25 protein-coding genes are annotated in these 21,917 nt (G+C 67.1%); 15 read left to right on the forward strand and 10 right to left on the reverse strand.

Features of this window, described 5'->3' with window-relative positions:
• Window positions 1–39: 39 nt before the first annotated feature.
• The 7 genes from ACZIYR_RS03770 to ACZIYR_RS03800 all read right to left on the reverse strand — a co-directional run bounded on the left by ACZIYR_RS03770 (window position 40) and on the right by ACZIYR_RS03800 (window position 6,380).
• Window positions 40–474, reverse strand: a complete 435-nt coding sequence (locus ACZIYR_RS03770; protein ID WP_473032459.1) for a Na+/H+ antiporter subunit G — start codon at window positions 472–474, stop codon at window positions 40–42.
• 11 nt (window positions 475–485) lie between these two features.
• A complete protein-coding gene (locus ACZIYR_RS03775) occupies window positions 486–755 on the reverse strand; it encodes a K+/H+ antiporter subunit F (protein WP_473032460.1) in 270 nt (89 codons plus the stop codon).
• Window positions 749–1,246, reverse strand: a complete 498-nt coding sequence (locus ACZIYR_RS03780; RefSeq protein ID WP_483528241.1) for a Na+/H+ antiporter subunit E — start codon at window positions 1,244–1,246, stop codon at window positions 749–751. Before ACZIYR_RS03780 ends, ACZIYR_RS03775 begins: the two co-directional genes overlap by 7 nt.
• Complete coding sequence (locus ACZIYR_RS03785) at window positions 1,243–2,784, reverse strand: monovalent cation/H+ antiporter subunit D (protein ID WP_483528242.1); 1,542 nt, start codon at window positions 2,782–2,784, stop codon at window positions 1,243–1,245. Before ACZIYR_RS03785 ends, ACZIYR_RS03780 begins: the two co-directional genes overlap by 4 nt.
• Window positions 2,784–3,125 (reverse strand): Na+/H+ antiporter subunit C, encoded by a 342-nt coding sequence (locus ACZIYR_RS03790; RefSeq protein WP_473032463.1) that lies wholly within the window; start codon window positions 3,123–3,125, stop codon window positions 2,784–2,786. Before ACZIYR_RS03790 ends, ACZIYR_RS03785 begins: the two co-directional genes overlap by 1 nt.
• On the reverse strand, window positions 3,125–5,935 hold the full coding sequence (locus tag ACZIYR_RS03795) for a monovalent cation/H+ antiporter subunit A (RefSeq protein WP_483528243.1): 2,811 nt from the start codon (window positions 5,933–5,935) through the stop codon (window positions 3,125–3,127). Before ACZIYR_RS03795 ends, ACZIYR_RS03790 begins: the two co-directional genes overlap by 1 nt.
• A gap of 319 nt (window positions 5,936–6,254) precedes the next feature.
• Window positions 6,255–6,380: a hypothetical protein gene (locus ACZIYR_RS03800; RefSeq protein ID WP_483528244.1), complete on the reverse strand. Its 126-nt coding sequence runs from the start codon at window positions 6,378–6,380 to the stop codon at window positions 6,255–6,257.
• Between the two features lie 47 nt (window positions 6,381–6,427).
• Here ACZIYR_RS03800 and ACZIYR_RS03805 point away from each other — a divergent pair, with 47 nt between their 5' ends.
• The 9 genes from ACZIYR_RS03805 to ACZIYR_RS03845 all read left to right on the forward strand — a co-directional run bounded on the left by ACZIYR_RS03805 (window position 6,428) and on the right by ACZIYR_RS03845 (window position 15,259).
• On the forward strand, window positions 6,428–8,761 hold the full coding sequence (locus tag ACZIYR_RS03805) for a putative monovalent cation/H+ antiporter subunit A (protein ID WP_473034981.1): 2,334 nt from the start codon (window positions 6,428–6,430) through the stop codon (window positions 8,759–8,761).
• Window positions 8,754–9,185 (forward strand): Na+/H+ antiporter subunit B, encoded by a 432-nt coding sequence (locus ACZIYR_RS03810; protein WP_483528245.1) that lies wholly within the window; start codon window positions 8,754–8,756, stop codon window positions 9,183–9,185. The genes ACZIYR_RS03805 and ACZIYR_RS03810 overlap by 8 nt, the downstream gene beginning before the upstream one ends.
• Before the next feature lie 45 nt (window positions 9,186–9,230).
• Window positions 9,231–9,578, forward strand: a complete 348-nt coding sequence (locus tag ACZIYR_RS03815) for a Na+/H+ antiporter subunit C (protein WP_473032465.1) — start codon at window positions 9,231–9,233, stop codon at window positions 9,576–9,578.
• Window positions 9,575–11,143, forward strand: coding sequence for a Na+/H+ antiporter subunit D (locus tag ACZIYR_RS03820; protein WP_483528246.1), 1,569 nt, complete (start codon window positions 9,575–9,577; stop codon window positions 11,141–11,143). Before ACZIYR_RS03815 ends, ACZIYR_RS03820 begins: the two co-directional genes overlap by 4 nt.
• The gene (locus ACZIYR_RS03825; RefSeq protein ID WP_483528247.1) at window positions 11,140–11,613 is read left to right on the forward strand and encodes a Na+/H+ antiporter subunit E; all 474 of its coding nucleotides are present in this window, start codon (window positions 11,140–11,142) and stop codon (window positions 11,611–11,613) included. Before ACZIYR_RS03820 ends, ACZIYR_RS03825 begins: the two co-directional genes overlap by 4 nt.
• Before the next feature lie 21 nt (window positions 11,614–11,634).
• Window positions 11,635–11,904: an MrpF/PhaF family protein gene (locus tag ACZIYR_RS03830; RefSeq protein WP_473032467.1), complete on the forward strand. Its 270-nt coding sequence runs from the start codon at window positions 11,635–11,637 to the stop codon at window positions 11,902–11,904.
• Window positions 11,897–12,301, forward strand: a complete 405-nt coding sequence (mnhG, locus tag ACZIYR_RS03835) for a monovalent cation/H(+) antiporter subunit G (protein WP_483528248.1) — start codon at window positions 11,897–11,899, stop codon at window positions 12,299–12,301. Before ACZIYR_RS03830 ends, mnhG begins: the two co-directional genes overlap by 8 nt.
• Before the next feature lie 245 nt (window positions 12,302–12,546).
• A complete protein-coding gene (locus ACZIYR_RS03840; RefSeq protein WP_483528249.1) occupies window positions 12,547–13,887 on the forward strand; it encodes a DASH family cryptochrome in 1,341 nt (446 codons plus the stop codon).
• Window positions 13,888–13,981: 94 nt separating this feature from the next.
• Window positions 13,982–15,259, forward strand: a complete 1,278-nt coding sequence (locus ACZIYR_RS03845) for a lytic murein transglycosylase (RefSeq protein WP_483528250.1) — start codon at window positions 13,982–13,984, stop codon at window positions 15,257–15,259.
• A gap of 104 nt (window positions 15,260–15,363) precedes the next feature.
• On the opposite strand, the gene ACZIYR_RS03850 is transcribed toward ACZIYR_RS03845, so the two are convergent.
• Window positions 15,364–15,948: a PRC-barrel domain containing protein gene (locus ACZIYR_RS03850; protein WP_483528251.1), complete on the reverse strand. Its 585-nt coding sequence runs from the start codon at window positions 15,946–15,948 to the stop codon at window positions 15,364–15,366.
• A gap of 151 nt (window positions 15,949–16,099) precedes the next feature.
• Window positions 16,100–16,813: a 16S rRNA (uracil(1498)-N(3))-methyltransferase gene (locus ACZIYR_RS03855; protein ID WP_483528252.1), complete on the reverse strand. Its 714-nt coding sequence runs from the start codon at window positions 16,811–16,813 to the stop codon at window positions 16,100–16,102.
• Window positions 16,814–16,911: 98 nt separating this feature from the next.
• Between ACZIYR_RS03855 and phaR the strand changes: the two genes are divergently transcribed.
• The 6 genes from phaR (at window position 16,912) to coq7 (ending at window position 21,357) form a co-directional block, all read left to right on the forward strand.
• Window positions 16,912–17,376: a polyhydroxyalkanoate synthesis repressor PhaR gene (gene phaR, locus ACZIYR_RS03860; protein ID WP_473032473.1), complete on the forward strand. Its 465-nt coding sequence runs from the start codon at window positions 16,912–16,914 to the stop codon at window positions 17,374–17,376.
• 113 nt (window positions 17,377–17,489) lie between these two features.
• The gene (gene purD / locus ACZIYR_RS03865) at window positions 17,490–18,785 is read left to right on the forward strand and encodes a phosphoribosylamine--glycine ligase (protein WP_483528253.1); all 1,296 of its coding nucleotides are present in this window, start codon (window positions 17,490–17,492) and stop codon (window positions 18,783–18,785) included.
• A gap of 46 nt (window positions 18,786–18,831) precedes the next feature.
• Window positions 18,832–19,272, forward strand: coding sequence for an acyl-CoA thioesterase (locus ACZIYR_RS03870; RefSeq protein ID WP_483528254.1), 441 nt, complete (start codon window positions 18,832–18,834; stop codon window positions 19,270–19,272).
• Entirely contained in the window at window positions 19,272–20,144 is an 873-nt protein-coding gene (locus ACZIYR_RS03875) for a phosphoribulokinase (protein WP_473032476.1), read from the forward strand. The genes ACZIYR_RS03870 and ACZIYR_RS03875 overlap by 1 nt, the downstream gene beginning before the upstream one ends.
• A gap of 47 nt (window positions 20,145–20,191) precedes the next feature.
• A complete protein-coding gene (locus tag ACZIYR_RS03880) occupies window positions 20,192–20,533 on the forward strand; it encodes a histidine triad nucleotide-binding protein (protein WP_483528255.1) in 342 nt (113 codons plus the stop codon).
• A 179-nt stretch (window positions 20,534–20,712) separates the two neighbouring features.
• Complete coding sequence (coq7, locus tag ACZIYR_RS03885; protein ID WP_473032477.1) at window positions 20,713–21,357, forward strand: 2-polyprenyl-3-methyl-6-methoxy-1,4-benzoquinone monooxygenase; 645 nt, start codon at window positions 20,713–20,715, stop codon at window positions 21,355–21,357.
• A 38-nt stretch (window positions 21,358–21,395) separates the two neighbouring features.
• Here coq7 and ACZIYR_RS03890 read toward each other — a convergent pair whose 3' ends face one another.
• The gene (locus tag ACZIYR_RS03890) at window positions 21,396–21,815 is read right to left on the reverse strand and encodes an OsmC family protein (protein WP_483528256.1); all 420 of its coding nucleotides are present in this window, start codon (window positions 21,813–21,815) and stop codon (window positions 21,396–21,398) included.
• Between the last annotated feature and the right edge of the window lie 102 nt (window positions 21,816–21,917).

Consider the following 21,917-nt stretch of genomic DNA (forward strand, 5'->3'; position numbering starts at 1 on the left):
CTGCCTGGATGGCAGCCTTTCGCGTTCTGGGGCTTCTGCTTAGCGGCGCAGCCGCGAGCGCTTGGCCTTGCGGTACTTCCAGGGATGCTTGGCGCGGGCCGGACGCGCCACCCGGCTCTGGCCGACGTCCTCGTCGCGGAACTCGGGCACCGACCCGCGAGTGCCGGTAATGAAGCGCAGGTGCATGTGCAGGCCGGTCTTGGCCAGCATGTGGCCGGTCACCGGAGCGGTGATAAACAGGAACAGGGTGATCAGCAGTTCCTGAATGTGCAGCTCCCGCTGGGTGACCGAGAAGTAGAGCATCGAGGCGATCAGGATGCAGCCAATGCCCAGAGTGGTGCCCTTGGTGGGGCCGTGCAGGCGCATGAAGAAGTCCTTGAACTGCAGCATGCCCAGCGAGCCGGTGAAGGCGAAGACGCCACCGGCGACCAGCAGGAAGGCGATGATGCCCTCGACAATGACATAGAACGTCATGGCGTCCCCCCTTACTCGATGATATCGCCGCGCAGCAGGTAGCGGCAGATGGCCATGGTGCTGACGAAGCCCAGCATGGCGATCAGGATGGCCGCCTCGAAGTAGGTCTTGGTGTTCAGCCACAGCCCCAGCATCACGATCAGGGCGATGGTATTGACGTAGAGGGTGTCCAGGGCCAGCAGCCGGTCGGGAATGTCAGGGCCGATGGCGAGCCGGTAGATGTTCATCGACATGGCCAGCACGATCAGCGTCAGGCTGATCATCAGCGCGGTGTCTAGCATTCGAAGATCTCCTTGAGCGGCCGCTCATAGCGTTCGTGGATCTCGCGAATCAGCGCCTGCTCGTCGCTCATGTCCAGGGCGTGGATCAGCAGCGAGGAGCCGTCCAGGCGGATATTGGTGGAGACCGTGCCCGGCGTCATGGTGATGGTGTTGGCCAGCAGGGTGATCGCCAACCGGTCCTTGACCTGCAGCGGATACTCGATGAAGCCGGGATGCGGCTCGCGCTTGGGCAGCAGAATCATCAAGCTGACCTGCACGTTGGCCTTGACGATGTCGAACAGCACCACCAGCACGAACCAGGCCAGCTTGACCGGGTGCTTGACCTGGGGCAGCGGTTCCCAGAAACGCTGGGTGAGCAGTGGAATCCCCACCGCCAGAAAGGCCCCTAGCAGCAGCTGGCCCGGAGCGAGGCTGCGCACCATCAGCAGCCAGACCGTCAGCAGCACCAGCGACAGGGTGGGAGTGGGTAGATAGCGTCCCAGGGCTCTCATGGTGCCTCCCCGTTGATCTCGTGGAAGGTGGCCGCGTGCGCGGCGGGTGGCTCGCCGAACAGTTCAACGATCGTCTGCTGCGGGTTGGCGAGCTGCTGGGCGGTGGCCTGGGTGTAGGCGCTGATCGGCCCTCCGAAGGCGACCAGCAGGGGGGCGCTGGCCAGCAGCCAGACCACCCCGGTAAGCTGGGCACGACTGACCTTGCCGGTGGCCACTTCGCCCTTGTAGCTGGCCCAGAAGAACACCGAGCCGGCCCGCGACATGGCGATCAGCGCGCAGAGCCCGGCCAGCAGCAGCAGCGGCCACAGCCACAGCCGGGCGCTGCCCTCGGTGGCCTGCATCAGCAGCAGCTTGCCCAGCGCGCCGGCCAGCGGGGGCAGCCCGGCTACCCCCACCGCGGCGATCAGGAACAGCCCGCCAAGCAGGAAGCGCTGATGCAGTCGGCGGGCGCGTACCAGGCGGGTGCCGGCCTTGCCGCGCTGCTGGCCAAGCAGCTCGGCGATCAAGAACAGCGCCCCACAGATCAGGGTGGTATGGGGCAGGTAGTAGAGCAGCGCGGTGGTGGCCGCCGGGGTCCCCAGGGCGGTGCCTGCCAGCAGAGTGCCCACCGAGACCAGCACCAGGTAGGCGATCAGCGGACGCAGGTCGCGGGCGGCGAGCACCCCCACGGCGGCCAGCACGATGGTGGCCAGGCCCGACCACCATAGCCAGGCGGTAATGGCCGCCTCGGCCGGGCTGTCGACGAAGATCAGCGAGTGCACCCGCAGGATGGCGTAGAGCCCCACCTTGGTCATGATGGCGAACAGCGCCGCCACCGGCGCCGGTGCCGAGGCGTAGGTGCGCGGCAGCCAGAAGTAGAGCGGCAGCAGCGCCGCCTTGAGGCTGAACACCACGATCAGCAGCAGCGCGCCGGCGGTGACCAGAGCCGCCTCGTCGCCGGACATGACCGCGATGCGCCGGGCCATGTCGGCCATGTTGAGGGTACCGGTGGCGCCGTAGAGTACGCCCAGCGCGATGATGAAGAGCGCCGAGCCGGCGACGTTGAGGATCACGTAGTGCAGGCCGGCGGCGACCCGCGCCTTTCCGCCGCCGTGCATCAGCAGCGCATAGGAGGCCAGCAGCAGGATCTCGAAGAAGACGAAGAGGTTGAACAGGTCGCCGGTCAAGAAGGCGCCGTTGAGCCCTACCAGCTGCAGCTGGAAGAGCCCGTGGAAGTTGCTGCCGCGGGCGTCGTCGCCGGCGCAGGCGAACAGCACGCAGCCCAGCGCCAGCGCCGCGGTCAGGGTCAGCATCAGCGCCGAGAGCCGGTCGAGCATCAACACGATGCCAAAGGGCGCCTGCCAGTTGCCCAGGGCATAGAAGGCGAGCTCACCGCCGGCGGCCCGCTTCAGCAGCAGCAGGCTGACCACCAGCAGAGCAGCGGTAAGCGCCACGCTGACGCGCCGGTGTGCGGCATCCGAGGCCTTGCCGGCCAGCAGCAGGCCCAGGGCGCCGACCAGCGGCAGCAGAATGGGAAGGGCGATCAGGTGTTGAGGCATCAGCGTGCATCCCCCTCTTCGCCCTGCTGGCCGTCGACATGATCGCAGCCCAGCTCGCTGCGCGCGCGGATCGCCAGGATCACCACGAAGGCGGTCATGGCGAAGCCGATGACGATGGCGGTGAGCACCAGCGCCTGGGGCAGCGGGTCGGTGGGAGTGAGCGATTCGCCGATCACCGCGGCGGCATGGGTATTGAGGCCGCCGGTGGAAAACAGAAAGAGGTTGACCGCATAGCCCAGCATCGCCAGGCCTACGATCACGGGGAAGGTGCGCCCGCGCAGCAGCAGGTAAATGCCGCTGGCGGTGAGTACGCCGACCACCAGCGAGAACAGGGCTTCCATCAGCGTTCCTCCAGGCTTGGGCGGTGGATGGTGGTGATCCGACCCAGGTTGATCAGAATCATCAGAGTCGCCCCGACCACGGCCAGGAAGACCCCCACGTCGAACAGCATGGCGGAGGCCAGCTCTATCTCGCCGATCAGCGGGATATGGAAGTGATCGAAGGCCGAGGTCAGGAAGGGATAGCCGAACAGCCAGCTGGCGAGCCCCGTGCCGGTGGCGATGGCCAGGCCCGTGACGGCTACCACCGGGTAGGAGAGCGGCAGGCGCTCACGGGTCCAGTCGTGGCCGCGGGCCATGTACTGCAGGATCAGCGCCACCGAGGTGATCAAGCCGGCGATGAAGCCGCCGCCGGGCTGATTGTGACCGCGCAGGAAGATATAGACCGAGACCAGCAGCGCCAGCGGCAGCAGGATCTGCGCCACCACCGAGAGGATCAGCGGATAGCGATGGCGCGACCAGCGGATGCCCTCCAGGTTGCCGGCGGGCATGAACAGCCGCATGCGATTGAGCAGCTTGAAGGTAGCCAGTCCCGCCAGGGTCAGCACGGTGATCTCGCCCAGGGTGTCGAAGCCGCGGAAGTCCACCAGGATGACGTTGACCACGTTGGTGCCGCCGCCGCCCGGCACCGCCTCGCGCAGGAAATAGTCGGCGATGGTCAGCGTCTCGCGGGTCAGCAGGGCATAGTTGAGCATGGCCACGATCAGGCCCAGGGAGGCGGCCAGCACCAGGTCGCGCACGATGCGGCGTCCCGACACCATCAGCGGGGGGCGCTGGGGCAGGAAGAACAGGGCCAGGATCATCAGGATCATCGAGGCCACTTCCACCGACAGCTGGGTCAGCGCCAGGTCGGGGGCGGAGAAGCGCACGAAGGTGAGCGACACCGACAGGCCCACCACCGAGAGCATCAGCAGCGAGACCAGCCGCCAGCGGTGGCTCAGGGCGCTGCCGATGGCGCCGAAGATCATCAGCCCCGCCCCCAGCAGCAGCATGCCATCCAGCGGCTGCAGGCCGCGCTCGCCGGTCAGAGCGTTGAGCTGTGACAGGCCGATGCCGGTCATCACCAGGGCGGTGAGGATCAGCAGGGCCTGGTAGCGCTGCAGCGAGCCGTTCTCCAGGCGCAGGGTCAGCCACAGGGTGGCCTTGATCAGGCGCAGCATGATCGCCTCGAAGATCAGGCTGGCATCGCGCGACGGGAAGAGCGCGGCGATACCGGCGAAGCGCTTGTGATAGATAAGTACCAGCACGCCGCCGGCCACGGCCGCCAGGCTCATGACCAGCGGCAGATTGAGGCCGTGCCACAGCGCCAGGGTGAACAGCGGGGTAGTGTCGCCCTGTACCGCGAGACTGGCGGCATTGACCAGCGGGGCCGCCAGGGTCATGGGGAAGAGTCCCACCAGCAGGCTCATGGCGGCGAGGAACAGCCCCGGCGCCAGCATGCCGCGGGCCGGGTCGTGCACCTGCATGGGCGGCTGGGCCTTCTGCTCGCGGGTCAGCTTGGGGGCGGCGAAGAACAGGCTCCAGACCAGCCGCAGCGAGTAGCCCACCGAGAGCACCGCCCCCATCACCACCAGCAGGGGGATCAGCCCGCTCAGGGCGCCCAGGACGTCATTGACCAGGCTCTGCTCGAAGAGCATCTCCTTGGAGAGAAAGCCGTTGAACGGCGGGAACCCGGCCATGGCGGCCCCGGCCAGCAGGGTCATGGTGCCGGTCAGCGGCATCATCGACCACAGCGCGCCCAGGCGGTCGATGTCCCGGGTGCCGGTCTCGTGGTCGATGATCCCCACGCTCATGAAGAGCGCCGCCTTGAAGGTGGCGTGGTTGAGGATATGGAACACCGCGGCGACGATGGCCAGCGGGCTGCCCAGCCCCAGCAGCAGGGTGATCAGGCCCAGGTGGCTGACCGTGGAGAAGGCCAGGATGCCCTTCAAGTCGCGCTCGAGCAGGGCGAACCAGGCCGCATAGAGCAGGGTCGCCAGGCCCACCAGCGACAGCGTGATGGCCCACAGGGCGCTGTCGCCCAGCGCGGGATTGAGGCGTGCCATCAGGAAGACCCCGGCCTTGACCATGGTGGCCGAATGCAGGAAGGCCGAGACCGGCGTCGGGGCGGCCATGGCATGGGGCAGCCAGAAGTGGAAGGGGAACTGCGCCGACTTGGTAAAGGCGCCGAACAGCACCAGTAGCAGGATCAGCGGATAGTGCGCCGAGGCGCGGATGGTGTCGCCGGCCGCCAGCACCTCGCCGAGGGCGAAGCTGCCGGCGGCCTGGCCGATCAGCAGGAAGCCGGCGAGCAGCGCCAGGCCGCCGGCGCCGGTCACGGTCAGCGCCATGCGCGCGCCGCGCCGGGCGTCGCTGCGGTGGCCCCAGAAGCCGATCAGCAGAAACGAGGAGATGCTGGTCAGCTCCCAGAACAGCCATAGCAGAATCAGGTTATCGGCCATGGCGATGCCGAGCATGGCGGTCATGAACAGCATCATGTAGGAGAGGAAGCGGCCGTCGTCCTCCTCGGCGCTGAGGTAGAAACCGGCGTACAGCAGGATCAGGCTGCCGATGCCCAGGATCAGCAGCGCGAACAGCAGGGTTAGGCCGTCGATGCGTAGTGCCAGGTCGAGGCCGAGCAGCGGCATCCAGCTGAGCTGGACGCTGACCACTTCACCGCCGATCACCGCCGGGGCGTGAAACAGCACCAGCAGCAGCGCGAGTAGCGGGGCGATCAGGGTAGTGGCGACACAGACCTTGCGACCACGGCGAGACGTCATCACCGGCACCAGGGTGCCGACAATGGTGAGAAGCGGAATCCACAGCAATGACATCGGTGGCTCGTCCATTCTGACGGCGGCTAGGGTGGTGTCTGCGCCACGCTTGGGTCATGGTGTCGTGGCGTGCGATGCACCCGGATACCACACAGAGGCTCATCGGGATTGGCGGCGATCGGCGGATCGCGCGGCTGGCGTCAGGCGGGCGGTATATGAAGAAACGGCGGAAAATCGCTATACTATCAGGCCGTTTCATCGACGAACGGGGCCCGGTGCTGCCAGCTGCGGCGGAAAGTTTAAAGCTTTTGCGCTGCAATAAACAGCGCGACATGGGCCCCTCAGGCTCATCCATTGGGAGTAGGCCAGGCGCCGTGAATCAGCGTTGAATGCGATCGGCGACGCTGGCCGGAAAGCTTGCTTCGCTGTCGTTGAGCGGACGTGGAAAGCCGTTGTAGGGTTGGCGGCTGCCTAGGGAGTGGGGCGCCTGCACGGCGGGCGTCATGCCATGACAGTCCCTGACACAGGATTGACCAAAAAGAGAGCTGCATGATGCAACTAGCCGTGCTATCGGGTTTCTTGCTGGCCGCCTTCGCGCCGCTGCTGCATCGCTGGTTCGGCGAGCGCACTAGCTTCGTTTTGGCGGCCTTTCCCGCCGCCCTGGCCCTCTGGTTCCTGGGCCAGGTGCCCACGGTGATGGAGGGGGAGACGCTGACCCTGGCAATGGAGTGGGTCCCCTCGCTGGGCATGAGCCTGACCTTCGTCGTCGACGGGCTGTCGCTGCTGTTTGCCCTGCTGATCACGGTGATCGGCACCTTCGTGCTGATCTATGCCGGCGGCTATCTCAAGGGGCACCGCGACCTGGTGCGTTTTCATATTGTCATCTTGGCCTTCATGGTCTCGATGCTGGGGCTGGTGCTGGCCGACGGCCTGCTGACACTGTTCGTGTTCTGGGAGCTGACCAGCATCACCTCCTACCTGCTGATCGGCTTCAACCACGCCGACCTGGAGGCGCGCAAGTCGGCCCGCCAGGGGCTCTTCGTGACCGTCGCCGGCGGCCTGGCGCTGATGGCCGGGCTGGTGATGCTGGGCATCGCCGGCGGCAGTTGGTCGCTGGCCGAGCTCAACGCCATGGGCGATGTGCTGCGCGAGCACGACCTCTACACGCCGCTGCTGATCTGCCTGCTGCTCGGGGCCTTTACCAAGTCGGCGCAGTTCCCCTTCCACTTCTGGCTGCCCAACGCCATGGCGGCGCCCACCCCGGTGTCGGCCTATTTGCACTCCGCGACCATGGTCAAGGCGGGGATCTACCTGCTGGCCCGCCTGCAGCCGGGCCTGGGCGGTACCGAGATGTGGATCGGCATCCTCTCGGTGGTAGGGGCGCTGACCATGTTCACCGGTGCCTTCCTGGCCATTCGCCACACCAATATCAAGAAGCTGCTGGCCTACTCCACGGTGATGGCGCTGGGTACCCTGACTATGCTGCTGGGCATCGGCACCGACGGGGCGCTGATCGCCTTCGTCACCTTCCTGCTCGCTCACTCCCTCTACAAGGGGGCGCTGTTCATGGTGGCGGGGATTCTCGACCACGAGACCGGCACCAAGGACGTCACGGCCATGGGGGGGCTGCGGCCGTTGATGCCGGTCACCGCGGTGGTGGCGCTGATCGCCGCGCTGTCGCTGGCCGGGGTGCCGCCGCTGTTCGGCTTTATCGCCAAGGAGCTGATGTTCGAGTCGGTGCTCGAGGCGGGCGCCTTTCGCTCGCTGATCGTGCTGCTGGCCTTCTCCGCGGCCTTCCTGACCATCGCGGTGGCGGCCATCGTCGCCCTGCGGCCCTTCTTCGGCGAGCGCCGTCAGACGCCACGGGTCGCCCACGAGGCGCCGGCCTCGATGCTGATCGGCCCGGCGGTGCTGGCGGTGCTGTCACTGCTGCTGGGGCTGACCCCGATGCTGGCCGGCACCGGCCTGCTCACCGCGGCGGCCTCGGCGGTGATCGGCGAGCCGATCGAGGTGTCGCTGTCGCTGTGGCACGGCATCAACCTGCCGCTGCTGATGTCGCTGGTCAGCCTGGGGCTCGGCTATGCGCTGTTCCGCCGCTGGGACCGGGTGCGAGGGCGGCTCGCGCGCCTCGACCCGCTGATGGCGCGGGGCCCGGAGGCGGGCTACGAGGGCTTCATGCACGGGGTCACGGTGGTCTCCGACTGGCAGACCCGAATCCTGCAGAACGGCTACATGCGCAACTACATCATGGTGATGGTGCTGACCCTGATCGCCCTGGTCGGCAACTCGCTGCTGCTGCGCCATGCCCCGGCCATCGCCTTCCATGTCGACGTTCGCTTCCACGAGGTCGTGGTGGTGGGGATGCTGGTGATGGGGGCACTGTTTGCCACCATCACCCGCTCGCGACTCAGCGCCGTGGTGTCGGTGGGTATCATGGGCTTCTCCATCGCCCTGACCTTCATCCTGTTCAGCGCGCCGGACCTCGGCATCACCCAGCTGCTGGTAGAGACGCTGACTGTGATCCTGCTGGTGCTGGTGCTGTTCCGCCTGCCTCGCTTCGCCAGCCTCTCGACACCCGTGGAGCGGGTCCGGGATATCGTCGTGGCGGGGAGCGTAGGGGTGCTGATCACCCTGCTGGTGCTGACCGCCTGGGGCATCGACCAGTTCGTGCCGATCTCCGGCTACATGATCGACAACAGCGTGCCGCTGGCCCACGGCCGCAATATCGTCAACGTCATCCTGGTGGACTACCGGGCGCTGGATACCCTGGGCGAGATCTTCGTGCTGGCCCTGGCGGCCATCGGTGTGATCGCCATGCTCAAGCTGCGCGCCGGCGACAAGGCGGCCAAGAAAGCGACCCCGGAGAAGGAGCGGTACGATGGTTAAGTCCGGTACCCTGATACTGCACACGGCGGCGCGTATCCTGATGCCGCTGCAGCTGCTGTTCTCGGTGTTCCTGCTGCTGCGCGGCCACGATGAGCCGGGCGGCGGCTTCATCGCCGGCCTGGTGGCCGCAGGTGCCTTCACTCTCTATCTGTTCGCCTTCGGCGTCAGTGCCACCCGCGACGTGCTGCGCATGGTCGACCCCCGCGACCTGGTCGGGATGGGGCTGCTGCTCGGCATGATCTCGGTGTTTCCCGCCTGGTTCATGGACCAGCCCTTCCTTACCGCCCAGTGGTGGGAGATTCCGGGCATCGACTTCAAAGCCTCGACGCCGCTGATCTTCGATATCGGCGTCTACCTGGCGGTGCTCGGCTCGGTGCTGGCCATGGTCATGACGCTGATGGAGGTGGACAAGGATGAACCCTGAACCGCTGGCCCTCGCCGCAACGCCAACCTGCCAGGGAGGTCCCGTATGGAACCTATAATGGCCGTGGCCATCGGCACGCTCTACGCCGCCGCGATCTTCATGATGCTGCGCCGCTCCATCGTCAAGCTGGTGATCGGCCTCATCCTGCTCTCGAATGCCGCCAACCTGCTGATCTTCACGTCGGCGGGCATGACCCGCGGGGCCCCGCCGCTGATCCCCGAGGGGATGGCGGCGCCGCTGGGCGAGGTGGCCGACCCCCTGCCCCAGGCGGTGGTGCTGACCGCCATCGTGATCGCCTTCGGCGTGCTGGCGTTCGCCGTGGTGCTGATTCGCCGGGCCTATGAAATCGTCAAGGCCGATGATCTGGACAAGATGAAGGAAACCGACACGTGAGGCCCGAAGTTGCACTTCCCGTCCTCCTCCCGCTGCTGTCGGGGGCCGTTTCCCTGCTGTTCTGGCGCTCGCGCCCCATGCAGCGCTTCGTGGCGGTGGCCGGCAATGCCGCCCTGCTGGGGGTGGCGCTCTGGCTGATCGCTGCGGTCAGCCGCGAAGGCTATGTGGTGATCCAGATGGGCGGCTGGCCGGCGCCCTTCGGTATCTCCCTGGTGGCCGATATGCTCAGCGCGGTGATGGTGGTGCTGACCGCCATCCTGGGGCTGGCCCTGGCGATCTATTCGCTGGCCGCCACCGGGCCGGGGCATGAAAAATTCGGCTACTACCCGTTGATGCACCTGCTGCTGGCCGGGGTGGCTGGCGCCTTCCTCACCGGCGACATCTTCAACCTCTATGTCTGGTTCGAGGTGATGCTGGTGGCTTCCTTCGCACTGCTGATCCTCGGCGGCGAGAAGGCGCAGATGGAGGGGGCCATCAAGTACGTGACCCTCAATCTGCTCGCCTCGGTGATTTTCCTGACCGCCATCGGCCTGACCTACGGCATGGTCGGCACCCTCAACATGGCCGATATCGCCCAGCGCCTGGCAGTGGCCGAGCACCAGGGCATGGTCGAGGTGCTGGCGGTGATGTTCATGGTGGCCTTCGGCATCAAGGCGGCGGCCTTCCCGCTGTTCTTCTGGCTGCCGGCCTCCTACCACACGCCGCCGGTGGCGGTCTCGGCGCTGTTTGCCGGGCTGCTCACCAAGGTCGGGGTCTACTCGCTGTTCCGGGTGTTCACCCTGATGTTCGACCAGACCCTGGGCTACACCCAGGACCTGTTGATCTGGGGGGCGGCGCTGACCATGGTCACCGGGGTGCTGGGGGCGGCGGCGCAGTTCGAGTTCCGGCGTATCCTGTCGTTTCATATCGTCAGCCAGATCGGCTACATGATCCTGGGGCTGGCGCTGTTCACGCCGCTGGCCATCGCCGGGGGGATCTTCGCGGTGGTGCACAACATGGTGGTCAAGACCAATCTGTTTCTGATCAGCGGCATCACCCGCCGGCTGCAGGGCACCTACGAGCTCAAGAAGATGGGCGGCCTCTATCGTGAGCGGCCCTGGCTGGCAGTGGCGTTCTTCCTCTCGGCCTTCTCGCTGGCCGGGATTCCGCCGCTGTCGGGTTTCTTCGCCAAATTCGTGATCGTGAGGGCGGGCATCGAGGCCGAGGCTTACGTGGTGACGGGCATCGCCCTGGCGGTGGGGCTGATGACCCTCTACTCCATGGTCAAGATCTGGAACGAGGTGTTCTGGAAGACCCTGCCCGAGGACAACCGGGTGCCGGTCGAGGCGACCGTGGTTGGTGACGACAGCCGAATCGTGCCGCCGAGCCTGTGGCTGATGTACCTGCCGGTGGCGGTGCTGGCGCTGTTTTCGCTGCTGATCGGCCTCTTCGCCGAGCCGCTGATGGGTATCATGAACCAGGCCGGGGAGCAGCTCATGCATCCCCAGGGATATATCGAGGCGGTGCTGGGCGCCGAGGTGGGCGTCGAAGACGCGCTGATCGAGGCGCAGGAGGTGACCCCATGACCGGTGCCATCTGGAATCTACTGCTGGCCATCGCCTGGGTCGTCCTGAGCGGCGATTTCTCGGGCCTCAACCTGGTGGTCGGGCTGGTCTTCGGCTATGTCACCCTGGTGCTGATCGAGCCCCAGGTGGAGGCGCTCAAGGGCTATCCGGCGCGCATCCCGCGCATCCTGCGCTTTCTGGGCTTCTTCATTCGGGAGCTGGTACAGGCCAATCTGCGTGTCGGTTTCGATATCCTCACGCCGCCCTGGCACATGAAGCCCGGGGTGATCGCCATGCCCCTGGAGGCGCGCACCGAGCTCGAGATCACCATGGTGGCCAACCTGATCTCGCTGACCCCGGGCACCCTGAGCCTGGACGTCTCCGACGACCGTCGGGTGCTCTACATTCATGCCATGTTCCTCGACGATGAAGAGGAGCTGCGCCATAACCTCAAGGAAATGGAATCCCGTGCCCTGGAGCTGTTTCGCTGACCGTGACTACGAGGTGCCGACATGGACACCGTGATTCTGATCAGCCAGGTGGTAATGGCCCTGGCGCTGATTCTCGCCTTCGTGCGCGTCGTGCGCGGCCCGAGCCTGCCCGACCGGGTGGTGGCGTTGGAGCTCTTTGCCAGCATCGTGGTGGGGCTGGTCGGGGTCTATGCCATCAAGATGGACGTGTCGAGCTTTCTCGATGCCGCCATCGTGATCGCGCTGATGGGCTTTCTCGCCGCCATCGGCTTCGCTCGGTTCCTGGAGCGGGGAGGGCCGCGCGATGATTGAGGTCGTCAAGGGCACGCTGATTCTATCCGGTGCGGTGTTCATGCTGCTGGCGGCGCTGGGCATCCTGCGCCTGCCGGACCTTTTGACCCGCATGCACGCCACCACCAAGGCCGCGGCCCTGGGGGTGATCCTGATCATGCTGGCGGTGGCGCTGCACTTCGCCGAGGTGGCGGTGGCCGCACGCGCCTTCGCGATCATCGTCTTCGTCTTGATGACCGCACCGGTGGCGGCCCATGTGATCGGGCGAGCCGGCTATTTCGTCGGCTCCAAGCTGTGGAGCGGCACGGTCAAGGACGAGCTGCGCCCCAACTACGATCCGCTCACCCACGAACTGAAGAGCGGGATGGAGACCCAGGCCAACGCCCGGCGCGAGCCGAAGGACAACGACCCGCCCTGAGGGGAATACGGAACCGAATGACGCCAGAGGCCGCCTGCGGGCGGCCTCTGGCATTAGGCGTCGGCCGATGGCGGCGCGCAAGGCTTTATCTTGTACGATATCTGTACGACAATGCATGTGTTGTCCATTTATTCGCTCGAGGTAATCGCCATGCCACGCAAGCCGCACCTGACCGTCATGTGCTGGGGGAGCCGTCCACGGCGCCTCGCCTCGCGTCGCGGTAAAACGGCTACAGGTGATGCGCCATGAGCCTCACCCTCGTCTGGCTGCGTCACGACCTGCGCCTGACCGACAACCCCCTGCTGCGTTTCGAGACGCCGCAGCAGCAGCTGCTATGTGTCTATGTGCTTGATCGGCAATGGCTCGAGGCGCCGGGCCGTCTCGACGTGTCGCGCCTGGGGCCGGCGAGGCTGCGCTTCCTGTGGGAGAGCCTGATTGCCCTGCGCGGCGAGCTGCTCAAGCGCGGCAGCGACCTCCTGGTGCGCATCGGCGACCCGGTGGAGGTGGTGGCCAAGTTGGCGCTGCGCCATGGCGCCGACCAGGTTCGCGTCAGGCGAGACGCTGGCTGGGACGAGACTCGGCACCTGCAGCGGCTTGGTCAACGGCTAGGCAAGAGCGTCACGCTCAGGCAGCTGGATGGAGGTATGCTGCTCGATGAGGTCTGTCTGCCGATGCCGGTGCCCTCCCTTCCGACCAGCTTCTCTTCTTTTCGCCGCAAGACGGAGCGTGCCTGGTCGGTGCCGGTGGCAGCACCACCGCCCGTGACCTTGCCGCCCTGGCCGGAGGGCGCCCCGCGGGGGCTGCCGCCTCTGGGCAAGGTGTGCAGCCGGGCCGAAAGCTGGCTGCCGGATAAGCGAGCGGCCTTCTGCTTTGCCGGCGGCGAAAGCGAGGGGCTCGCCCGCCTCGAGCACTACCTCGGGAACAGCGGCGCCGTCGCACACTACAAGCAGACCCGCAACGGCCTTCATGGCGCCGACTTCTCCACGCGGCTCTCGCCCTGGCTGGCTCACGGCTGCCTGTCCGCGCGCCAGGTGCACGATGCGGTGCGGGCCTGGGAGGCGCAGCATGGCGCCAACGAATCAAGCTACTGGGTGATCTTCGAGCTGCTGTGGCGCGACTACTTTCACTGGGCGGCCCGCCAGGAGGGGGCGGCACTATACGGCCGTCGCGAGCTGCCGGCGCCCGGCGATGCCTTCCGGGCGTGGCGCGACAGCCGCACCGGGGTGCCCTTCATCGATGCCGCCATGTGCGAGTTAGCCGCCACCGGCTGGCTCTCCAACCGGGCGCGGCAGAACGTGGCCAGCTTTCTGATCCACGAGCTCGGAGGCGACTGGCGCCTCGGGGCGGCCTGGTTCGAGCACACCCTCATCGACTATGACACGGCCAGCAATTGGGGCAATTGGCGCTACATTGCCGGCGTCGGCAGAAATCGCCGCCCCCACCGCTTTGACGTGCAATGGCAGGCGCAGCGCTATGACCTCGAAGGCGCCTATGTGGCGCGCTGGCTGCCGGCGCTTGCCGAGCGGCCCGGCGGTCCGCAGCGCCCGCTATCGCTTGTGCCGGAATCGGATCAGGAGATGCCATGACTCCCTCTCTTCCTCGACTGTCCCTGGCCCTGGCGGTGGCGCCGAATCTGCGCGATGATCCCCCCCTGAACCCTGCCAGGAGAGTGATCGCGTGTTGAAACGGACCCTTGGGCTGAGCCTGCTGTTAAGCGTTCTGACCGGCTGTCAGGGCGGCCCCGTGCGCGAGGCCAGCGCCGACGAGGCGTCGCCCCCCGATGCTGCCGTGGCCGCCGACAATGCATCGGTCGAACCCGTTGCCGCGGAGCCGTCTCCCCCCGCTAGCTTCGATGCCTGGCTGGCCCGCTTTAGAGACGAGGCTCGTACCGAGGGCATCTCCGAGGCGACCCTGGCCAGCGCCCTGGACGGCATCCGCTATCGACCGCGGGTGATCGAACTCGATCGCTCTCAGCCGGAGTTCGTGCGCCCGATCTGGCAGTACCTGGATACCGCCGTCTCGGCGGCACGCGTGACCCAGGGCCGAGAGAAACTCGCCCAGCACCGCGACACCGCGCGGCGCATGGAAGCCCGCTATGGCGTGCCGGCGGAGATCATCGTCGCCATCTGGGGGATCGAGAGCAACTACGGCGGCAACTTCGGTGACTTTTCCACCCTGGAGGCGCTGGCCACCCTGGCCTACGACGGCCGCCGTAGCGACTTCGCCCGGGGCGAGCTGATGGCGGCGCTGCGGATCATCGAGTCCGGGGATATTGCCCCCCGGCAGATGGTGGGCTCCTGGGCGGGTGCCATGGGGCACACCCAGTTCATCCCCTCGAGCTTCGAAGCCTACGCGGTGGATGGCGACGGCGATGGGCGACGCGATATCTGGGGCAGCATTCCCGACGTCATGGCCTCCACCGCCAACTATCTGGCCCGTGCCGGCTGGCGAGAGGGCGAGCCCTGGGGCGTGGAGGTGCAGCTGCCCGACGACTTCGACTACGCCCAGACCGAGCTCTCCACGCGGCGCAGCAGTCGCGACTGGGCCGAGCAGGGCGTGCGTGCCCGTGGCGGTGAGGCGCTGCCGGCGTTCGAACAGGCGTCGGTAATCGCCCCGGCCGGCGCCCGGGGGCCGGCCTTCCTGGTGGGACCCAACTACCGGGCCATTCTGCGCTACAACAATGCCACCAGCTATGCGCTGGCGGTGGGGACCCTGGCCAATGAGATCGCCGGTCGTGACGGTATCGTGGCGGGCTGGCCCCGGGACGAGCAGCCGCTGGCGCGCCGCCAGGTCCGCGACATGCAGCAGGCCTTGAACGCCCGTGGCTTCGATGTCGGCGCCGCCGACGGCATCATGGGCCCCAATACCCGCCGTGGGCTGCGCGCCTACCAGCGTGAGATCGGTACCACTCCCGACGGTTTCGCCACCCGGCGGCTGCTGGAGCGGCTGCAGCGCTGAGCCAGGCGCCAAGGCGACCGGGGATCGGCGCCTGGCCCGTCACACACGGCCGAACGACAAGCGCCCCCGCCAAGGGCGGGGGCGCGGTTGGCTATGGTGGAGGCCTAGTCGGTCATGTTGTCGATGGCCTCCTCAATGGCTTCTCCAGCCCGCTGAGCGCCCTCCTGGGTGCGCTCCCAGGCGCTTTCGGCCCCTTCGCCGATGCGGTCGGCGCCTTCCCGGGTATAGTGCCAGGCGCTGATGGCACCCTCCTGGGTGGTATCCCAGGCCTCGCGTGCCCGCTCGCGCGCCAGATCCCACCAGTCCTGGTCGTAGTGGGGCATCTCCTCGAGGGCCTCCTCGGGGGTGTCGACGATCACATCGTGGGTGATCTGGCCGTCCGCGTCTTCGTGGGTGACGAGATGGTAGTGGGGGTTGGTGACCACCAGCGGGGTGTCGCCGAGCCCCAGTTCGCCGTCGGGGCGTACCACCAGGCCGTGAACCCGCATGTCATCCCCGAGCAGCACGTCTGTCACGTTGCTGGCTTCAGTGTCTGGGATGGCCTCGAAGTAGACGTCGGCGTCGAGAATCGACTGGACCGAGTAGAGGCCCTGGGGCTCGTACTGCGCATGAGCGCCCGCCGCGAGGCTGGCGGTCAGCAAGCCCACGGCGGTAGCGAGAGTCGTCCTTGCAAAGCGGCGCTGTGCCATTAGGCGTCCTCCTTTTCCATGATGTGGCCCTCAGTGTAGACGACAGCTTGGTCAGCGCTGTCGATCTGTTCGATGCAGCAAACCCATCGCCCCTTTGGGCCGGGCATATCACTCATGACTGATGCATGCCGGGCAGAGTTCCTGGCCACCGCTAAAAGAGTCGAGCGAGCAGGGCGGTCACCGCCGTCTCCACGCGCAGGATACGCGGGCCCAGGTGAATGCCCTCGCAGCCGGCCTCTAGCAGCCGTTCGACCTCATAGGGGATGAAGCCACCCTCTGGCCCGACGATGAGCAGGGTCGGTTGGTCGAGGCCGCGCGGGCAGGGGCTGGGCATGCCCGGATGCGCCAGCAGGCCGCGCCGCCCGGCCAGCAGCTCCGCCAGCCGCTCCTCGACGAAGGGGCGAAACCCCCTGGCCAGGTTCACCTCGGGCATAACGGTGTCTCGGGACTGCTCCAGTCCCAACACCAGGTGGTCGTGGATCTTCTGCTCGCCGAGCTCCGGGGACTGCCAGTAGCTCTTCTCCACACGGCGGGTGTGCAGCAGGGTGATCTGCTTCACGCCCAGGGCGGTGACATGCTCGAGGCTGCGGGCCAGCATCCGCGGGCGCGGCAGGGCCAGCACCAGATGCACCGGCAGCGGCGGGGGCGGTGGCTGGTTCATGGCGTCCAGGGTGAAGCGGGCCTCGTGGGCGTCAAGCGCCACGAGCTCGCCGCGGCCGATGCCGCCGCCCTGAACGCCCAGCGTCAGGCGATCGCCGATTCCGGCGCGGTGGATCTCCCTCAAGTGGCGCAGTCGGCGCGGGTCGCGTACCCGGGCCTGGCGGCTGTCTTCGATGTCCTCGGGGGCAAGCAGGATCAGGTTCATCGGGCCTCGTCGCATCGGTTCGAGTTGCAAGGGCGGTGGCGCAGTGCACAATGGCAGTATGAAGGCAACACTGCCTGCCATGAACAAGGAGTGCCGCCGTGCGCGTCATACGCAAATATGCCAACCGCAGGCTCTATGATACCCAACAGAGCCGCTATGTGACCCTGGAGGATCTGCGTCGCCTGATCCTCGATCAGGAGCCCTTTCGCGTCGAGGACGCCAAATCCGGCGAGGACCTGACCCGGACCATTCTGCTGTCGATCATCATCGAGCAGGAGCAGGCCGACGGCGAGGCGGAGGTCTTCTCCAACGACCTGCTGGCGGAGTTCATCCGCGTCTACGACATGGCCCAGCCGCTGCCGCTGGCGCGCTACCTGGAGCAGGGCACGCGGCTGATGCTCGAGCAGCAGAAGCGCATGCAGGATCAGTGGCAGCAGGCCATGCGCCACTCGCCCATGGAGCTGATGCGCGACCTGGCGGAGGAGAACATGCGCTTCTGGCAGCAGACCATCGGTCAGGGAGGCCCCCAGAACAACGACGATGACGACTCCAAGACGTCGTGACCGGGGCGGCGATGGCGGCGTCTTTCTGACATAATGCGGCGATATTTTTCGCCTGCGTCCCCAGGGCGCAGGCGTCGTGCCCGTTCCCAGTCGTTTTATAGGTAGAACAGCGGATGAAGGTTCTGATCATCGGCGGCGGTGGCCGCGAACATGCCCTGGCCTGGAAGGTCGCCCAGTCGCCCCGCGTCGAGCGCGTCTTCGTCGCCCCCGGCAATGCCGGCAGCGCCCGCGAGTCCGGCCTCGAGAACATCGCCATCGGCGTCGACGACCTCGACGGCCTGGTGGCCTTCGCTCGCGAGCAGCGCGTCGACCTCACCATCGTCGGTCCCGAGGCCCCGCTGGTCGCGGGCGTGGTCGACCGCTTCCAGGAGGCGGGGCTGGCGATCTTTGGTCCTACCGCCGGGGCCGCCCAGCTCGAGGGCTCCAAGTCGTTCACCAAGGATTTCCTGGCCCGCCATGCGATTCCCACCGCCGCCTATCGCACCTTCACCGAGGTGGCGCCGGCGCTTGCGTATCTCGCCGAGCAGGGGGCGCCCATCGTCATCAAGGCCGATGGCCTGGCCGCCGGCAAGGGGGTGATCGTGGCCATGACCCTCGCCGAGGCCGAGGCGGCGGTGCGCGACATGCTCGAGGCCAATGCCTTCGGCGACGCCGGGGCGCGGGTGGTGATCGAGGAGTTCCTCGAGGGCGAGGAGGCGAGCTTCATCGTCATGGTGGATGGCGAGACGGTGCTGCCCATGGCCACCAGCCAGGACCACAAGCGGGCCCTGGACGGCGACGCTGGCCCCAACACCGGGGGCATGGGCGCCTATTCGCCAGCGCCGGTGGTCACCGAGAGCGTCCACGAGCGCATCATGGAGCGGGTGATCCTGCCCACGGTGCGCGGCATGGCCCGGGAGGGGCACCCCTACTCCGGGTTTCTCTATGCCGGCCTGATGATCGACGCCGAGGGCAATCCCAGGGTCATCGAATACAACTGTCGCTTCGGCGACCCGGAGACCCAGCCGATCATGCTGCGCCTGCAGTCGGACCTGGCCGAGCTGTGCCTGGCCGGCGCGCGCGGCGAGCTGGCCGGCCACACCTGCGACTGGGACCCGCGCGCCGCGGTGGGCGTGGTGATGGCTGCTCGCGGCTACCCGGGCAGCTACCCCAAGGGCGATGCGATCGGCGGGCTCGAGGCCGCCGAGTCCCGGGACTGCAAGGTCTTCCATGCCGGCACCGCGGAGAACGAGCGCGGCGAGATCGTCACCGCCGGCGGTCGGGTGCTGTGCGTCACGGCGCTGGGCGAAGGTGTCGAGGCGGCCCGCGACCTGGCCTACCGGGGCGTGGCCGCCATCGGCTGGGAGGGCGCCCAGTACCGCCGCGATATCGCCCATCGCGCCATTGCCCGCGAGCGCCGGGCCGACTGATCCGGCCTGGCAAATCCCTCCCCAACAACAACGAGACGGAGCGAGGATGGAACGCATCAGACTCGAGTTTCCCGCCCAGGCGGTGATTCACCGCCATCCGTTGTCGGTGCGCATCACCGACATGAACTATGGCCGCCACCTGGGTCACGACACCCTGGTGTCGCTGCTCCACGAGGCGCGTATCCAGGCCTTCGGGGCCCTCGGGCTCACCGAATGGGACATGGGCGGCTTTCCCAGCGTGGTGGCCGATCTCGCCGTGCAGTACCAGTCCGAGGCCCGCTGGCCGGATGCGCTGGTGGTGGAGACGGCCATCCCGTCGCCGCAGGGCAAGGCGCTGGTCGTCTATCATCGGGTGTGTCACGCCGAGGGCGGCAAGCCCGTGGCCACCGCCCGGCTCAACGTGATGCTGGTCGACCCGGCCATCGGGCGCCCGGTGGCGATTCCCGAGGCCGTGCAGCAGGCCATTGCCGGAGCGGGGAGCGCCTGATGTCGCGCGAATACCCGATCATCGCCGTGACCGGCTCGTCCGGGGCCGGGACCACCACGGTGAAGCGGACCTTCGAACGGATGTTCCTGCGCGAGGACGTGCACGCCGCCTTCGTCGACGGCGACGCCTTCCATCGCTATACCCGCGACGAACTGGCGCGGATCTTCCGTGATGAGCCCGAGCGCAAGGACGAGCTCTCCCACTTCGCCGTGCAGGCCAACCTGCTCGACCGCCTCGAGGCGCTGTTCCAAGAGTATGGCGAATACGGCACCGGGACCTATCGCCACTATATCCATGCCGAAGACAAGCAGATGATCGAGGCGGGCTACCGGGTCGGCACCTTCACCGAGTGGCAGGCCCTGCCCTGCGGCACCGATCTGCTCTTCTACGAGGGGCTACACGGGGGCCTGGTCACCGCCGATTACGATATCGCCCGGCACGTGGACCTGCTGGTGGGCGTGGCGCCCACCATGAACCTGGAGTGGATCCAGAAGATCGACCGGGATACCAAGCTGCGCGGCCACTCCCAGGAGGCGGTGATCGACACCATCCTCGGGCGCATGGACGATTACGTGCGCTATATCCAGCCGCAGTTCTCGCGCACCCACATCAACTTCCAGCGGGTGCCCACGGTGGACACCTCCAACCCCTTCGAGGTGCAGGATATTCCCAACGACGCCGAGTCCTTCGTGGTGATCCGTTTCCGCGACCCCGCCACGGTGGACTTTCCCTGGCTGCTGGCGATGATCAAGGACTCCTTCATGAGCCGGCCCCACACGCTCGTGGTGCCGGGCGCGCGGATGTCGCTGGCCATCGAGCTGATCCTGGCACCGCTGGTGCGCCACTTGCTGGCCCAGCGCCGCTTTCGCTGAGCGGCCTGCGGCGGCCGCCATCTTCATTCCCACAGGAGCGAATGCCCATGGACTGCCTGTTCTGCAAGATCGTCAACCGCGAGATTCCCGCCGATATCGTCTACGAGGACGACGAGGTGCTCGCCTTCAATGACATCAACCCCCAGGCGCCGACCCATATCCTGATCATTCCCAAGCGTCATATCGCCACCCTCAACGATATCAGCGAGGAGGACCAGGCGCTGGTCGGGCGGCTGCCGCTCATCGCTGCCCGGCTGGCCGAGGAGCGTGGCTTCGCCGAGGAGGGCTACCGGGTGGTCATGAACTGCAATGACCAGGGGGGACAGACGGTCTATCATATTCATATGCACCTGATGGGCGGTCGACGCTTTACTTGGCCGGCTGGCTAGCTGGCGCTCGGCGGTGTCAATCGCGCGCGACCAGGTGTTCGACGCATCAGGTGCATACCCCCGAAACGCCACCCGCTCAGGGTGGCGTTGCCGTCATGCCGGGCGGGAACTTCTGGCCGCTGCCCGGCTCGGGTAAAATGGGGGCTCCGACGCCGAACCTGTCCTGAAGAAGGGTTGCCATGAACCGCAAGCTGAGCCGCGCCGATGCGCTGATCCATCAGTTCGATACCGTGCTGCGCACCCTGGTGCCCCATGCGGCCCGCTCCTCCCGGCCATCGCCGATGACGCCGGACATCCGCGATGACGACATGACCCCTGAGGAGCGCCGCCATGCCGAAGGGTTGATGCGCATCAACCATACCGGCGAGGTGTGCGCCCAGGCGCTCTACCAGGGCCAGGGGCTGACCGCCAAGCTGCCCGAGGTGCGCGGCCAGATGGAGCAGGCGGCCCAGGAGGAGATCGACCACCTGGCCTGGTGCGACGACCGCCTGCAGGAGCTCGGCGGGCGCACCAGCCTGCTCAATCCGGTCTTCTATGCGGCCTCGTTCGGGCTGGGGGCCGTGGCCGGCGCGGTGGGCGATCGCGTGAGCCTCGGCTTCGTGGCCGCCACCGAGGAGCAGGTCGGCCACCACCTGGAGGATCACCTGGTCAGGCTGCCCGCCGCCGATCATCGCTCCCGCGCGGTGCTGCGGCAGATGGCCATCGACGAGGCGCACCACGCCCAGCTGGCGCTGGAGGCCGGGGGCAGCCGCTTTCCCGCCCCGGTCAAGTTCGGCATGTCGCTGATGTCCAAGGTGATGACCAAGAGCGTCTACCGGGTCTGATCGGATCGACGGGGCCAGCGGCCGCTCGCCCCCCGGGCCTACTCCTCCAGAATCGTATAGGCGTGGGTAATCTCGACGCCGCCCTGGGCGAGCATGATGGAGGCGCTGCAGTATTTCTCGGCGGAGAGCGCCACCGCCCGCTTGACCTGGGCCTCCTTCAGGCCGCGGCCGGTCACGGTGAAGTGGACGTGGATCCTGGTGAAGACCGCCGGCACCGCATCGGCGCGTTCGGCCTCCAGCTGGGCCACGCAGTCGGTCACCGAGGCGCGGGCCTTCTCGAGGATCTCCATGACGTCGAAGGAGGCGCAGGCGCCCATGCCCATCAGCATCATCTCCATGGGGCGCGGCCCGGTATTGCGGCCGCCGTGGTCGGGCGGGCCGTCGATGACCACGCTGTGGCCGCTTCCGGATTCGGCAACGAATTGGCGACCGTCGGTCCATTTGATTGAGGCTTTCACGAGCTGAACTCCTTCCGATTGGTTTAGATGCGCTGACCCAGGACGGCCACCGTGGCCGCTGCCGGCTTTCTACAACCCCCGGCAACGAATTGGCGACCGTCG

The sequence above is a fragment of the Billgrantia sp. NRB1 genome (assembly GCF_056921725.1).